16 protein-coding genes and 3 pseudogenes are annotated in these 13,868 nt (G+C 43.0%); 14 read left to right on the plus strand and 5 right to left on the minus strand.

Annotated features, from left to right (window positions below):
- The first annotated feature begins 28 nt into the window (after positions 1-28).
- From GHH_RS19295 to GHH_RS18730, 6 genes and pseudogenes are all read left to right on the plus strand, one after another.
- Entirely contained in the window at positions 29-301 is a 273-nt protein-coding gene (locus GHH_RS19295) for a transposase (protein ID WP_041470418.1), read from the plus strand.
- Between the two features lie 234 nt (positions 302-535).
- Positions 536-1,192, plus strand: a pseudogene (locus GHH_RS19300) (IS3 family transposase); the annotation flags it as partial.
- Between the two features lie 233 nt (positions 1,193-1,425).
- Entirely contained in the window at positions 1,426-2,055 is a 630-nt protein-coding gene (locus GHH_RS04115; RefSeq protein ID WP_015374204.1) for a hypothetical protein, read from the plus strand.
- On the plus strand, positions 2,055-3,254 hold the full coding sequence (locus GHH_RS04120; protein WP_015374205.1) for a 7-cyano-7-deazaguanine synthase: 1,200 nt from the start codon (positions 2,055-2,057) through the stop codon (positions 3,252-3,254). Before GHH_RS04115 ends, GHH_RS04120 begins: the two co-directional genes overlap by 1 nt.
- A complete protein-coding gene (locus GHH_RS04125) occupies positions 3,241-3,987 on the plus strand; it encodes a TatD family hydrolase (RefSeq protein WP_015374206.1) in 747 nt (248 codons plus the stop codon). Before GHH_RS04120 ends, GHH_RS04125 begins: the two co-directional genes overlap by 14 nt.
- A gap of 494 nt (positions 3,988-4,481) precedes the next feature.
- Positions 4,482-4,586, plus strand: a pseudogene (locus GHH_RS18730) (HAD family hydrolase); the annotation flags it as partial.
- Between the two features lie 87 nt (positions 4,587-4,673).
- Here the strand turns inward: GHH_RS18730 and GHH_RS19685 are convergent.
- A pseudogene (locus GHH_RS19685) lies at positions 4,674-4,852 on the minus strand (transposase); the annotation flags it as partial.
- 12 nt (positions 4,853-4,864) lie between these two features.
- Positions 4,865-5,041, minus strand: a complete 177-nt coding sequence (locus GHH_RS18740; protein ID WP_015373950.1) for a hypothetical protein — start codon at positions 5,039-5,041, stop codon at positions 4,865-4,867.
- A gap of 395 nt (positions 5,042-5,436) precedes the next feature.
- Between GHH_RS18740 and GHH_RS19385 the strand changes: the two genes are divergently transcribed.
- From GHH_RS19385 to GHH_RS04140, 3 genes are all read left to right on the plus strand, one after another.
- On the plus strand, positions 5,437-6,000 hold the full coding sequence (locus tag GHH_RS19385) for a DUF6431 domain-containing protein (protein ID WP_011229852.1): 564 nt from the start codon (positions 5,437-5,439) through the stop codon (positions 5,998-6,000).
- A 142-nt stretch (positions 6,001-6,142) separates the two neighbouring features.
- Positions 6,143-7,390, plus strand: coding sequence for an IS481 family transposase (locus GHH_RS04135; protein WP_015374208.1), 1,248 nt, complete (start codon positions 6,143-6,145; stop codon positions 7,388-7,390).
- Complete coding sequence (locus tag GHH_RS04140) at positions 7,383-8,183, plus strand: ExeA family protein (protein ID WP_011229854.1); 801 nt, start codon at positions 7,383-7,385, stop codon at positions 8,181-8,183. Before GHH_RS04135 ends, GHH_RS04140 begins: the two co-directional genes overlap by 8 nt.
- Before the next feature lie 515 nt (positions 8,184-8,698).
- Here GHH_RS04140 and GHH_RS04150 read toward each other — a convergent pair.
- Together GHH_RS04150 and GHH_RS04155 are read right to left on the minus strand one after the other, a co-directional pair.
- Positions 8,699-8,953: a GlsB/YeaQ/YmgE family stress response membrane protein gene (locus GHH_RS04150; protein WP_011230387.1), complete on the minus strand. Its 255-nt coding sequence runs from the start codon at positions 8,951-8,953 to the stop codon at positions 8,699-8,701.
- A gap of 322 nt (positions 8,954-9,275) precedes the next feature.
- Complete coding sequence (locus GHH_RS04155; RefSeq protein ID WP_015374209.1) at positions 9,276-9,656, minus strand: hypothetical protein; 381 nt, start codon at positions 9,654-9,656, stop codon at positions 9,276-9,278.
- A 297-nt stretch (positions 9,657-9,953) separates the two neighbouring features.
- On the opposite strand from GHH_RS04155, the gene GHH_RS19610 reads away from it, so the two are divergent.
- Positions 9,954-10,085, plus strand: coding sequence for a hypothetical protein (locus tag GHH_RS19610; protein ID WP_255347947.1), 132 nt, complete (start codon positions 9,954-9,956; stop codon positions 10,083-10,085).
- A gap of 134 nt (positions 10,086-10,219) precedes the next feature.
- On the opposite strand, the gene GHH_RS04160 is transcribed toward GHH_RS19610, so the two are convergent.
- Entirely contained in the window at positions 10,220-11,185 is a 966-nt protein-coding gene (locus tag GHH_RS04160) for a multicopper oxidase family protein (protein WP_015374210.1), read from the minus strand.
- Positions 11,186-11,413: 228 nt separating this feature from the next.
- Here GHH_RS04160 and GHH_RS19390 point away from each other — a divergent pair, with 228 nt between their 5' ends.
- From GHH_RS19390 to GHH_RS04170, 4 genes are all read left to right on the plus strand, one after another.
- Positions 11,414-11,503 (plus strand): helix-turn-helix domain-containing protein, encoded by a 90-nt coding sequence (locus GHH_RS19390; RefSeq protein ID WP_015374211.1) that lies wholly within the window; start codon positions 11,414-11,416, stop codon positions 11,501-11,503.
- A gap of 371 nt (positions 11,504-11,874) precedes the next feature.
- Positions 11,875-12,810, plus strand: a complete 936-nt coding sequence (locus tag GHH_RS04165; RefSeq protein ID WP_031205679.1) for a hypothetical protein — start codon at positions 11,875-11,877, stop codon at positions 12,808-12,810.
- A 353-nt stretch (positions 12,811-13,163) separates the two neighbouring features.
- The gene (locus GHH_RS19615; protein ID WP_011230394.1) at positions 13,164-13,292 is read left to right on the plus strand and encodes a hypothetical protein; all 129 of its coding nucleotides are present in this window, start codon (positions 13,164-13,166) and stop codon (positions 13,290-13,292) included.
- Positions 13,293-13,354: 62 nt separating this feature from the next.
- Positions 13,355-13,855, plus strand: a complete 501-nt coding sequence (locus GHH_RS04170; RefSeq protein WP_015374213.1) for a ubiquinol-cytochrome c reductase iron-sulfur subunit — start codon at positions 13,355-13,357, stop codon at positions 13,853-13,855.
- Positions 13,856-13,868: the final 13 nt, after the last annotated feature.

Raw genomic sequence — 13,868 nt, forward strand, 5'->3', positions numbered from 1 at the left:
AATTACAATCGGTTCGAGGTGTCCAATGATGAAAAAGAGAACATTTGATCAAGAATACAAGATTCAAGCCGTTGAGTTATGCTTGGAGGGGGACAGGTCCATCGCCCAAGTGGCAAAAGAGTCAGGTTTGGCTTATAACGCTCTTCATCGTTGGGTCAAAGAATACAAAGAAAGCAATGGCACAAGTTTTGTGGGTTCAGGCAACATCAAGTCACAAAATCAAGAAATCATCGAGTTACGTCGTCGCAATCAAGAGTTGGAGGAGGAATGTGCGATTCTAAAAAAACGTTATGCATCTTAACCAGAAGTAATTTATGCATTCATTTTTCAACACCGAAATGAGTTTCTTGTTGTGAAGATGTGCCAAGTTCTCAGTGTTTCTAAAAAAGTGGGTATTATGCATGGTTGAAACGCCCAAAAAGCAACCAAAAAGTGAAAAAAGAATAACTGACCCAACAGTTTTGAAATGAGTATCTGAAGTCACGCAAGATTTACGGAAGTCCGAAAATGACGCAAGAACTACCGCAAACAAGGGGTTTGTGTATCCCAAAGGACAGTAGCACGAATCATGAGTGAAGAAGGATTGAGATCCATTACGGTACGTAAATACAAGACAACGACCAATAGCAATCACCCTTACAACGTGTATGCGAATCTGTTAGAACAGAACTTTCAAGTAACGGATCCAAATGAAGTATGGATGGCCGATATCACGTACATTCCTACTGGTGAAGGATGGTTGTATTTAGCGAGCATTATGGATTTATATACACGAAAGATCGTAGGTTGGTATATCGATAACCGAATGACCAAAGAGTTAGTCATCAAACCGTTACAGCGAGCGTTAAACAACGAGAAACCAACAGGAAGAGTGATCCACCACTCGGATCGTGGAAGACAGTATGCGTCGAATGATTATCAACAGCTGTTACAAGAGCATCATTTCCAAGTCAGTATGTCGAGACGTGGGAACTGTTACGACAACGCTTGTATGGAGTCGTTTCATAGCTTAATCAAGAAAGAAAGCATCTATCCGAATCGATTCCGTACACAAGAAGAAGCGAAACAAGTCATTTTTGAGTACATCGAATGCTTCTACAATTGTAAGAGAAGTCATTCCACTCTTGGCCATGTATCGCCATGTGAACTTGAGGCTGCTTATTACGCTAATCAGAGAAAAGTAGCTGCATAAATTCAGCTATTTCTCTCTGTTTAACGTGTCCATTTTCTTGACATAATACCAATGGATGAAGTACTTAATGAGGTCGTTGAAAAAGCACATGAATTATTAGATATTTGTTTTTCTGTAACTAACTTAAGTTCCTCTAATTTTGTTATTTTTTTAACTTTTTTGTCGAATTTATAGAAAAATAAACTGATTTTTGTCATAATTCTATATAATAAGGAGTTTAGGAGGAAATCAAAATGGGAACTTCCAAAAGACGTTTGAATGACAAAATTAAAACCCTTTTAAGAAATCAGCCTTTGACCGATTTGAGCAAAAATGCTCCAGAAGTTACACGAGAAATACTAACCAACAGAGTCTTAGAAAGAAATTTAAATGAAACAGTGCTACTTAGATCATTTGATGTTGTTTCTAATGCATTTATAACTGCAAAAGCGAGCGGATACAATGGAAGAACATTAAAAGAATTAAAAGAAGATGAAATTAGCCGGGAAGAGTTTTTTGAATCGATTATTGGTGAGATTGAGAAAGAAGCAATAATTGACTCTAAAATATTGAAAAAGGCTTTTAAGTTAGTAATGGTTCAATTTCTAGATGGGGAGTTTGATGTAGCTATCTTTGCTCAACTTCTATTCTATAAAGTCATTTTTCTAATTCTTGAACAAGAACTTTATGATACATTGAGAGATATATATGAGGAGCTCTCAAGAAAGCAAATCGAAATAATACTTACAAATGCCACCGATAGAATTTTTACAGCAACCGTTAACAATGAAATACAGCGATTTATTAAGAAAGAAATCCCACTTACATCTGTACTTCAAAAAATTAGAGAACAAACATCTCAAGTCACTTTTGGTGAGTTTTAATGAAAACATTAGATTTAAGTCAAAATTATCAAAAGTTCTTTGATGAGTTTCATTTTCATACTGACACGCATAGTAGATTATTAGCAATAGATATTGTTAATGTAATGTCCTCAGTATACTATGCAGATATTTCTATAAACAAGGTTGTACCGAGAAGGATCGATCTCGAAATACCTGTATATTTTGTTGATAAGTGGGATTCTTCTAAATGCTTAATACATACATTGTTACATTGGGTCTCGGAGGAATATTACACTATTACATTTATCGAAAATAAATTAGAGGAACAAACTAATAGTGCGATTTTGGACGATAATGATAGAATTGATACTGTCACACTTTTCTCAGGGGGGCTAGATTCTTTCGCTGGAGCGTTTCATAATCTGCAATCCGGCATTCACAGTGATTATATAGGATTTGTTAATAAAAGCGAGGAAAAAACAAAACAGAAGCAAATAAGAGATTTTTATCATACTGTTTTTCCAGATAGCTCAGTTCACTTGATTAACAGACACGACATCAAAAAGGCTGTGTATACTCAGTCAACTAGATCACTTCTATATATGTCACTGGCTATAGCAAAGAGCCTGACTCATGAAAAGTACAAGCGTGTATATATTTATGAGAATGGTGTGTTAAGCTTGAATCCAGAGCTGAAAGGTCGATATACGACTAAGACTACGCATCCATACACCATTTATCTATTCAATGAATTATTGAATCGGTTAGGGATAGATGTAAAGATTGAGAATCCATTTATCTTCAAGACTAAGGCTCAAATATTGCAAGGACTGTCTCAAGATTTTAAAAACCAAATTGTAAACACCTTTACATGTGGACAGAGTAGGATTAACCCGGACCGAAATCATAAAGGGCAATGCGGAGTATGTATACCATGTTTGCTAAGAAAAATCTCGTTGGCTGCCAACGAAATGGAGCTATTCGATGTGACCTATCAATATCCATATGAAATCAAGTTAAAAGATATAGCAGAAGCAGATTATCGAAAAGACTATGTGTCAAATCTAGAATATTTTTCAGAATACGTTGAGTTGATTAGAAACCAGTCTATATTTTCTCACTTACAAATACGTAAAGAGTATTACAATGACGAATTTGCTTTACAAAAAACAAAACAAATGCTAGAAACATTCGCAGATGAGTTTGAAAGGTTTATGATGCGATATGCACCTTATTGATTCACATGTCCATATCGATTTTTACTCTAACCCAAATATAATAGCTGAAGGTTACGAAAAAAAGAAAATTTATACCCTTTTTGTAACGAACCTTCCTGAAATATTTGATAGACATTGCGAACGCTTTTCTAGCTATAAGTACATTCGTCTTTGTTTAGGTTACCATCCCCAGTTGGCCAGTGAATATGATTTGAACAGAAAACTTTTTGAGAAGCTTGTTAACTATACGAAGTATATTGGAGAAGTAGGATTAGACTTTCAAGGAGAAAATTTGTATAGCATTAAACGACAAATCAATAATTTTGAGTTTATTACTAATCCTACCTTTAATAAGGGGCGCATATACACCATTCATTCTAGAAAAGCTGAAGATGAAGTGCTTGAAATATTAAAAAGCAACCATGTAAAACATGCAATCTTTCATTGGTATTCTGGCAAACTGTCTACATTAGACAAGATTGTTGAAGAAGGATATTATTTTTCCGTTAACTATAGGATGCTGCATTCCAATAAAGGAAAAGAAATAATTAAGAGGATTCCATTAGATAGACTTTTGTTTGAGACCGATGGGCCATTCATCCGTTTTAACAATAAAATTTGTACACCAGATAATATCGTGACAATATATAAAGAATTTAATGATTTGATACCTAATTTTAAGGAAATAATCTTTAAAAATTTTAAACGGATCTTAATTGAAAGGGATTTAAATACCCCCATGAAACAAGATTAAGTCTAGACAAGTTTCTTCATATCAATCAAAAAAATAGAGTCTTCCAACTAACTTGGAGTCTCTATTTTAGGTATTGTCAAACGGAAATCAACAAATAAACTTTAACAGAGAAATCCATGAAAAATTCTTTTTCTTTTCACAACGTAGTATGAAAATAAATTTCCTTTATTTTTATTTTCAGGGTAGCCAAAATCTTTAACATTTTTTAATGATCAATCGGGTAACCACATACTACACACCGAAGAAAAATCTGCACAAAACTTGCACAAGAGGTACTTTAACACGATTAATTTATTTAATTTTTATTAACTCATTTGAATAACAAACCTTTGAAAAATGCAGTGTTTTCAAGTTTTATTTATCTCATTTTACATAGTTTAATTAACTTATTTTTTTCCCTTCTATTTTGACAGGGTGGAGGTCGCTGGTTCGAGCCCAGTCGGAATCATCGAGCGAAATCCCTTGAGCCACAAGGCTTCAAGGGATTTTTTATTGTTCGGCCTGATGAAGCTATTGTTTTTGAGGACTCGTTAAACGGGCTTCGAGCTGCTTTGGCCGCGGGGGTCAAGTGCGTTATTGTGCCCAATTCCGTTACCCGAGTTCGACAGTGACTAGGCAAACAAAATGCCTCTCGACCCTTGATACAAAAGGGACGAGAGGCATTTGAGCACACTTCGGGCGTGTATCTAGGGGCGAGGATGGATGCCTAGGATCTTCGGAGGAGGTTCCAGCCCTAGAGCCGCAAAGAGTTGCGCTTGTTTGGCCGTCAGCTCGGTTCGTTGATCAAGGTCTCCGTTTTTGAAGAAAAATGTCCAAGCATAAGACGCTCGCATTCGTCCCTTACTTTCGGCCACGATTCATGAGTCAGGAGAAAGGATCACGAAATGCTTTTGGCCAGACGCTCCAAGACAGCGCGATCCACCTCGTCTTCGCGCCCAAACGAATCAATCACCTTCGTTTTCGCATATTTGACCTTCGGATCCAATTCGTTGTGAGCAAGCTGGAGATACGCCACGGTCGTTCCATCTTTATTTTTGCGTGTTACTTTCCGCATGTACATGCCTATATTATAAACGATATTTGGCTATTTTAAAAGGTTAATTTGTCAAGTCGTGTGCCTATGAAATTCAGCGTTTTTTTCTAGGATCCGCATCGTGAAATCCTTGATATTACAGCATTTTAACCATTTTCATTTGCCTAAAATGGTCTCAAAACTGTCGAACTCGGGCGTTACACAGTGTTTAGCTTTCGAACAGTACGACTTGCGGCTCAATTCGATGGCGGAAAAGCGTTTAGCTGTAAATTATCACTTTATTTCCGCACAAAAAAGACTCTTTTTTGCACATTCCTTCGGAATATCCCTCTCCCCCTTTCCGAAAGAATGTGCTAAATTTTTTGTGAATTATTTCGGAATGGGACATGGGTGATTTCCAGAGGGGGGACGAGGACGTGATTCGGTTTCATGACTTTCAGGTCGATGTCCAGACATATGCCCAGCGGGGAAAACAAAACGACTTTCCCCTTCTTAAGCGGTGCCCTCATTGCCAGGCAAAACGCCCTCTTTATCGCCATGGGTACTACGAACGAAATGCCGTGACGTCGCATCAGTCTTATCGCATTTGGATCGCTCGGTATCGCTGCCCGGAGTGCAGGAGGACGGTGGCCGTGTTGCCTTCATTTCTTCTCCCTTATTTTCAGTATACGTTGCCCACCATATGGAGAGTGGTGAAAGAACGGTTGGGCCTGACTCCGAAACGGGGGATGGAGGAGGCTCCACTCCTTCCTACGGATGAAGGGGTTTTATTTTATGTCCGACGTTTATTCCGAAATTTGAACCACCTTCATTGGTTTTTTGCGGAGCGCTGGAGAAAAATTGGTCCTGCCATCGCCCAAGCGAGAGAACGAGCCCTATGGTGGATCCAGACGATGGAGGAGATCGGCCTCTTTTTCGTCATCCAAGAGATATGGGAGCACCGATCGACGCATCTTTTTGCACGTACATTCATTTCCTGATTTTACTTATATCCCCTTATATGGAATCATTTATAGATTCCACAAACCTTTCCTCTCGACGGTCGGGGGAATGATCCGATAGGATAGAGACAGGATGGACCGATAAGGTCCTAGAATGGGATGAACGAAGGAGGAGATCGAAATGAATGAGTCGATGAGACAGGAGATCGCTTTATTTCGGTATGGATTGATCGCTCCATTGGTGAATGGACAAGTCGATCCAAAAACGTACTTGAAGGAAGTAGCGGAACGGATCCATCAAGTTCCCCACCATGGAGAGAAACGCATCGCCGCCAAAACGATCCTCGACTGGTGCACGCAGTACAAAAAAGGGGGCTTTGAGGCGCTGAAGCCGAAACGACGGTCGGACCGTGGCCATTCCCGGAGGCTGTCACCTGAAGAAGAGGATCACATTTTAGCCCTGAGAAAAAAACACCCCCACATGCCCGTGACGGTGTTTTACCAACACCTTATCGAGCAGGGGGAAATCCAATCCATCTCTTATTTCACTATATACCGACTTTTAAAAAAATACAACCTCGTGGGGAAAGAAATTTTACCGATTCCTGAACGAAAACGATTCGCGTACGATCAGGTCAATGAGCTCTGGCAAGGTGATTTGTCCCATGGCCCGTTGATTCGCGTGAATGGCAAAACGCAAAAAACGTTTTTGATTGCCTATATCGATGACTGCTCGCGGGTCGTGCCGTACGCTCAGTTTTTCTCTTCCGAGAAATTTGACGGGTTGCGGATCGTAACCAAGGAAGCGCTGCTTCGATACGGAAAGCCGAAGCGAATTTACTCGGATAACGGCAAGATTTATCGGGCGGAACCCTTGCAGTACGCCTGCGCGGAGTTAGGGATCACCTTGATCCATACCCAGCCGTACGATCCGCAAAGCAAAGGGAAAATCGAACGATTTTTCCGCACCGTACAGACGCGGTTTTACCCGTTGCTCGAAATGAATTCACCGAAGTCGCTCGAAGAGCTAAACGAGCGATTTTGGAAGTGGTTGGAGGAAGATTACCATCGAAAACCGCATGCCTCGTTGAACGGGAAGACGCCACATGAAGTGTTTCAATCGCAAGTCCATTTGGTGTCGTTCGTCGACGATTCGGATTGGCTCGACTCGATCTTTTTGAAACGCGAATACCGTAAAGTGAAGGCCGATGGTACGGTCACGTTGAACAAGCAGCTGTATGAAGTTCCGCCCCGGTTCATCGGACAATCGATCGAACTCCGTTATGATGAACAAGGCGTGTATGTGTACGAAGACGGTCAACGGGTCGCCGAAGCGGTCCTTGTTCGCTTCGAGGACAATGCCTATGTGAAACGCCATCGGTCACCGTTTGCGGCGGTTCCGGTAGAGGGAGGCGAAAACGATGTATAAAACGTTTTATTCCCTTTCCCGAGAGCCGTTTTCGAAGGAGACGAATCCACCAGAGGCTTATCAAGGGGCCTCGTATCAAGAGGCCCTCGCCGCTTTGGACTACGTGAAACGAACAAGAGGGATCGGGCTATTGATCGGTGAACCAGGGGCCGGCAAGACATTCGCCCTTCGGGCGTTTAAGGAATCCCTGAATCCGTCACTGTATCACGTCGTTTATTTTCCATTGTCAACGGGAAGCGTGATGGACTTTTATCGCGGCCTTGCCTTCGGGCTCGGGGAAGAGCCGAAATACCGCAAGGTCGACTTGTTTTATCAAATCCAACAAGGGATCGAGCGCTTGTATCATGAACAACGGGTAACGTCAGTGTTCATCCTCGATGAAATGCATTTAGCGAAGGATGCCTTTCTGCAGGATATCGCGATCCTGTTCAACTTTCACATGGACTCAACAAATCCGTTTGTCTTGATTTTGGCGGGGCTGCCCCATTTACAGGCAAAACTACGGTTGAATCAACACCGTCCGCTTCACCAACGAATCATCATGCGATACCAGATGGGGCCTCTTGATAAGGAAGAAGTGGTAGGATATATCGAACACCGCCTGAAACAGGCGGGGGCGAAACACCCGATTTTTACCCCAGCTGCCTTAGAAGCGATCGCCCTGCAGTCGCAGGGGTGGCCGCGGATCATCAACAACCTCGCCACCACTTGCCTGTTATACGGCGCTCAATTAAAAAAACATATGATTGACGAAGACATTGTGCGTATGGCAGCCGAAGAAATGGGGTACTGACACAGCAGGGGCTGATCGGCCCCTGTTATGTTTCATCCCGATCCATCCTCATTCTAGTTAATCATCCGAAATAATGTGCAAATGTTCGGAAATAATCTGCAAAACCTGGAATAATTCGCAAAGATTTTGCACATTATTTCCGAATCCGTCCGAAATAATTTGAAAAAGGGATTCTGAAATAATGTGCTAATTTACATTTAGCGGACGTGATTGAGCTGATCGAAGGAACGTGATGGTTTTCATGGTTCTATCGCTCGATGCAAAACGAATGGCAAGGGACGTAAAAAAGAAATGCGCAATCATCCAACAGTTTCGCCCCTCGGGAGTCGATCAAAGGCATCTTATAGATACCGTTGTGTCGTCTGCCGATTTGACTTTGGTCGGAAACACCCCCACTTCCACGCAATCCATGTAAGTGGGGGAACCTATGGATAAAGCCGATTGGTTTTGGTTGTACCTCAAGAAACTGACCTGACCAGACCGATCTCGGCTGCAAAGCGCGAAAGGGGCGTCGTTCACGCCGCCCTACGCAATCTGCGAATGACAAAACTTGCAAGCAAAATGAGGATAACCGAACCGATCAGGGCTGGGATGATGTCAAATCCGCCGATGGTCGGCCCCCAGTTGCCAAAGAGCGCCGTTCCAAGCCAGGCTCCGATAAACCCGGCGATCACGTTGCCAATGATCCCTCCTGGAATATCGCGGCCTGTCAGAAGACCTGACAGCCAACCGATGACGCCCCCGACAATCAAGCTCCACAAAAATGACATGGATGATTCCTCCCTCAAAATCATGAAAAGGCTTCTTTCGTATTTATATTGTGCGTCAAAAGGAGCAGCAATTATGCACGCAAAAGCCCCATCATAACTTTATCGGCACGCGTTCTCTGTTTTTGGCGTTTTGTCCGGGGGCAGAGTTTTGGCTGCGTATTGGAAACCATTGTGTTCATGATGACGGATAAATCGCCAGCTTCTCTTCCATCTTCGTGCGCGGCCGGGCAGGAGGGATTTGATCGGGATCGAAGAAGACGAGATGCAAAAATCAAAGCCGCGCTTGACTCGCAGTCAAACGCGGCTTTCCGATGAAGGAAAACTAGCGAAGGAATTCAAGTTGCTTGGCAAGATGGTGGAGTTTTTTCTCATGCTGGATGGTTTTGGACGCGAGGAAATGGACGGTTTCTTGCGTTTCTGTCAGCTCCACACGCAAGCCGGCGAATTTTTGCTCGAGTCGGTCAAACCGCTCGTTCACCTCGGCGCGAAATTGTTGCATTTCCGCTCTCAATTGGTTGGCTGTGTCTTGCATCTCCGCTCTCAATTGGTTAGCCATGTCTTGCATTTCTGCTCTCAGTTGGTTAGCTGTGTCTTGGATTTCTGCTCGTAGTTGGCTTCCCATTTCGTCAATTTGGGTGCGGATGTCGTGGGAAAACATTTTCAGCGCCTCGACTACTTCTTTCACGATGGTATCGCGTTCCATGCTTGTTCACCTCCTCTTTTTTGATTATACAACGTGGAGCAGGGAAAGAAAACTATGTTTTGAACAAGCTTTTTCTCCGTTTTCATTTGATTGATCGTTGGCTCGAGTTGCGGCGTCGTGGGTGAGGCTGGAAAGTTCATGTCAATGATCATGGCGGCGTTTTGAGGGAACGGGTGAATCTGCCTCTTCGTTAATCAAAATATTAGTTTCTCGTTTATCACTTTTAGGGATTTATAATTTTTCCACTACTTTTACGAATACATGTAGCAACTGATCCAAGGTTGTCCCTCCAAAACTTTGTTTGAATATACGCTTAGTTTATCATGCGTTTCGGTTAACGCCAATCGATTAGATACGGCAACCATCGACTTGTTGGATCAAGTGATCGAACAGTTTGTGCAATGGATTCATACGCATCGCGAACGGTGAGCGCGCCGTTCACTTTTTCTTTCGGCTGACGGTGAGTCCGAGTAAGTTAAATAATTTGCTTGACTATCAAGCAGGTGCAAGAGAATCGAGAGAAGAAAAAACGGCAGCGATGCCGTTTTTTCTTGAATGCTCATCTATTTTGCATAGCGGACCATCGTAAGCATGCCGCCCATGTCCTTTATCGAATGCATGTTGGTTGTATGGTGAGGTTTATGACAGTGAAAGACCCAATTTCCCGGGTTGTTGGCCAAAAATTCGATGTTCCATGTTTCTCCTGGCGCTACATTAATCGTGTTTCGTTTTAATCTTGCCATCATAGGAATCGGATTTCCGTCAACCGCGGTGACACTAAACTCATGCCCGTGAAAATGCATCGGATGAGAATCCATACTTAAATTGCCAAGGCGAATACGGACGCGCTCGCCATATCGGACAAATAAAGGAGCGGTATCAGGATAGGCTTTGCCGTTAATTGTGAAAAAATTAAACATCATTGACATTGGATCGATGTCATATATATTTGATGCCGATTGTTTGGAAGGGTGATCATTCATTGGATGGCTGCTAGTTTGCTGATGCATCTCCATCTGCACAGCCCACTCTTGAAGCAACAGAACATAATCGCGGTCCACGGGTTCTTCGTATATGCCGCGCGAAATAAGCATGCCTACTAATCCCATTAACTCTTGTTTTGCATCATGGACATGGCTGTGGTACATAAACGTTCCTGACTGTTGGATGCGAAATTCATACGTAAAACTTTCCCCCGGTTGGATAATCGGGCTGCCCCCAGGGCCGGGTACGCCGTCCATTCGGTTGGAAACAATTAATCCGTGCCAATGGACGGATGTCGCTTCTGGCAAACGGTTTTCGACTGTAATTTGAACATAGTCCCCTTGATTGACAAGAATTGTCGGCCCGGGAATACTTCCGTTGTATCCATACCCGCGGATTTTAATTCCGTTTACCAACTCATGCACGACCGGTTCCGCCCGCAAGTGAAATTGTTTTACCCCGTTTTTGAGAACCCGAAATGGCGCATCTTTTACATTGGGCGTGATAATAGGCGTTTGAGGATTTTCCGGCAAGTAACCATGCATTCCCTCTTCCCCCTTTAGAGAAGGTATCACAATTTCATCATATGCTGCGGCATGTGTGGATAGTCGTTTGATCATCCCGAACCGAGAAGACCCCCACTTCCACGCGTGAGCGTCAGTAGGGGATGAATCGGTGTCTTCCCTCATCGATCTTCCTCTTGCATCAAAAGAACAAAAGGTATAAAATGGGCACGAACAGAACAAACGTTCCCTAAAATAGGAGGGAAGGTCATGCATAGAGCCTATCGGTTTCGGTTGGATCCCACCCGAAAACAAGCGGAGCTCATCAACCAAACGATTGGGTGCTGCCGGTTTGTGTAAAGTCTTTTGGCCGAGTGGAATCAAGCGTATGAAACAACAGGGTCGGGGCTTGGCTGCAAAGAGTGTTCCAAAATGAGAGGCTTCGTTTGCTGTCTTTGTAAGGCAGCTGAACCGTGGGACGCACGGGGATGGCTTGGTTGACAGCCTGCCGTGGGGCGGGTGTTCCCAAGAATCTCCCACCTCTAAGCGTAGGTGGGAGAGCGCTCAAGAACAGAATACATGCAGGTGTAATACAAAAAGCTGTAATCGGATGACACGCCCTCTGTTTTCGCTCAAACTCAGCCGGGATGTTCACTGACATGGACTAACCTGTTATTTGCACACATATATGTGTACAAATAAACATTTGCAGGAGGGATCATCCGTTGCCGATGTTATTCACTGGGGGGATCGCGGCGGTTTTGTCTTTCATTGTGATTGCTTTCATCTTTATCAAAAGGAAGAAAATCACATGCATGGCTGGAATGATGGCGGCGATGGCGTTAGGAATGTTGGCTGGGCTGACGGGCGGCCTGCTGGCTGGGATTTCTTACAACGGCAATCTCTTTTTGTCAACCATTTTAGGAATGGCTTTTGGGTTTTTAGCTGGATTTTTAGCTGGGATGCCGATCAGCATCATGGCCATCATCGACGGTGTTTTATCAGGAGTCATGGGCGGCATGATGGGAGCGATGTTAGGAGAAATGATTGCGCCTGAATATCGGGATTCTACGATTCACATCATGCTTGTTCTATTTGTTGGAATGGCTTGTATTGTTCTATACATGCTTCAACAAGAAACGGGTTTTAACCGTGCGTTTTTGATCAATAAACTATTCCATAACCCGCTATGGTTAGCAATCGTCCTTCCGCTGTTTTTCTATTTGTATAACCATTTATATAATGAATTTTCTCGATCTTCTAATCTTCCGATAACGAATCCGCCTATAAACCATTTTATGGAGGGCCACAACCAGACTGCATCTCCGTTAAGCATCGAAACAAAGGGGAAAAAGGTAGTGGTTGAAGCGACTGAATTTTATTACTTTCCTGAGAGTTTGCAACTGACTGTAGGACAGCCTGTTACCTTAATTCTGAAAAATAGCGGTCAAATGGAACACGATATCGAATTCGAAAATATGAAGATTTTGTTACAGCAGAATGACCATGGAAACCATGCAGAAAATGCGGACGTTCATGTTCATTCCTTGCCGGGGAAAACAGCCGAGGTGACGTTCATACCAATCGAACGCGGTGTGTTTCGATTTTATTGTACGGTTCCAGGGCATAAAGAATCTGGTATGGTTGGATTTGCGAAAGTTTCATAAGATGATGGCTGCCGAGATCTTCTCGGCATTTGTTTTGACCAATAGAAGGCGTGGCGACTAAAAGGGAAATGAACTTTTGTGAAAGCCTTGACAAATATTTGTAGGTTTTTATCAATATTTTCTCCACAGTTTTTCTCTATTCTGAAAGTAAAGCAAGAGGAGAGAGGATGAAAACGTTGTGGATCAATTTTTGGCTGCATCAAGTGTGAATGGGAGTATTGACAAATGCTAAAGATGCGGAAAAGGGTGCTTGGAGTTCCAATTAGATTTTTCATTCAAGTCAGGCGAAATTATGACATAAATGGTTAGCGATAGGTGAGAATGATTTTTAGATCATGCAGGAGGTGATGAGGATGATGAGCGGGATGATGAGTGGCTGGGGGATGATGGGGTTTGGCATTCTCGGCTGGTTTCTTAATTTGCTTGCCATTGGATTGGTCGTGTATTTTGCAGTAAAACTCGCATTGCGCGATAAACGCTGATCGATTCGCCTCTTATTTCACGCACCTCCCTACTATTAGAGGAGGCAAGGAGGGGAAATCTTATGTTGAATCGACGAGAGTTTCTTAGCAGGTCGTTAAAGGGGGCGGCTGAACTGCTGGCTGTTTCGGTATTGCCTGCAGGACTGGCTGCCTGCAGCAACGATAAGAAAACGGTCAATACAAGTTCAATGGCCAATCTCGGTCCTCTAAGCGAATTAGAAAAGGGAGAATTCCCTAAAAAGGTGCCGTATAAAGTCACCATAAAAGATGCATGGACCAAACAGGAAAGGGAAGGGTTTGTCTACATTAACAAAAATGAAGATGGTTCTTTACTCATTATGTCCCCGATTTGCACCCATCTAGGGTGTACCGTTGGAGATGCTGAGGAGAACATGCAGAAAACAGGCATCCGCTTCTTATGTCCGTGCCACGCGGGGCAATATGACGAATACGGTATCAATGTAGGGGGGCCACCGCCAAGACCGTTAGATACATTTGACGCTTATATTCAAGATGGCAATGTGTATATTGCCGTACTGAGCCCGAGGAAAAGGGAAAAATGAAAATCCGTTATTC

The sequence above is a fragment of the Geobacillus sp. GHH01 genome (assembly GCF_000336445.1).
Taxonomy (GTDB): Bacteria; Bacillota; Bacilli; order Bacillales; family Anoxybacillaceae; genus Geobacillus; species Geobacillus zalihae.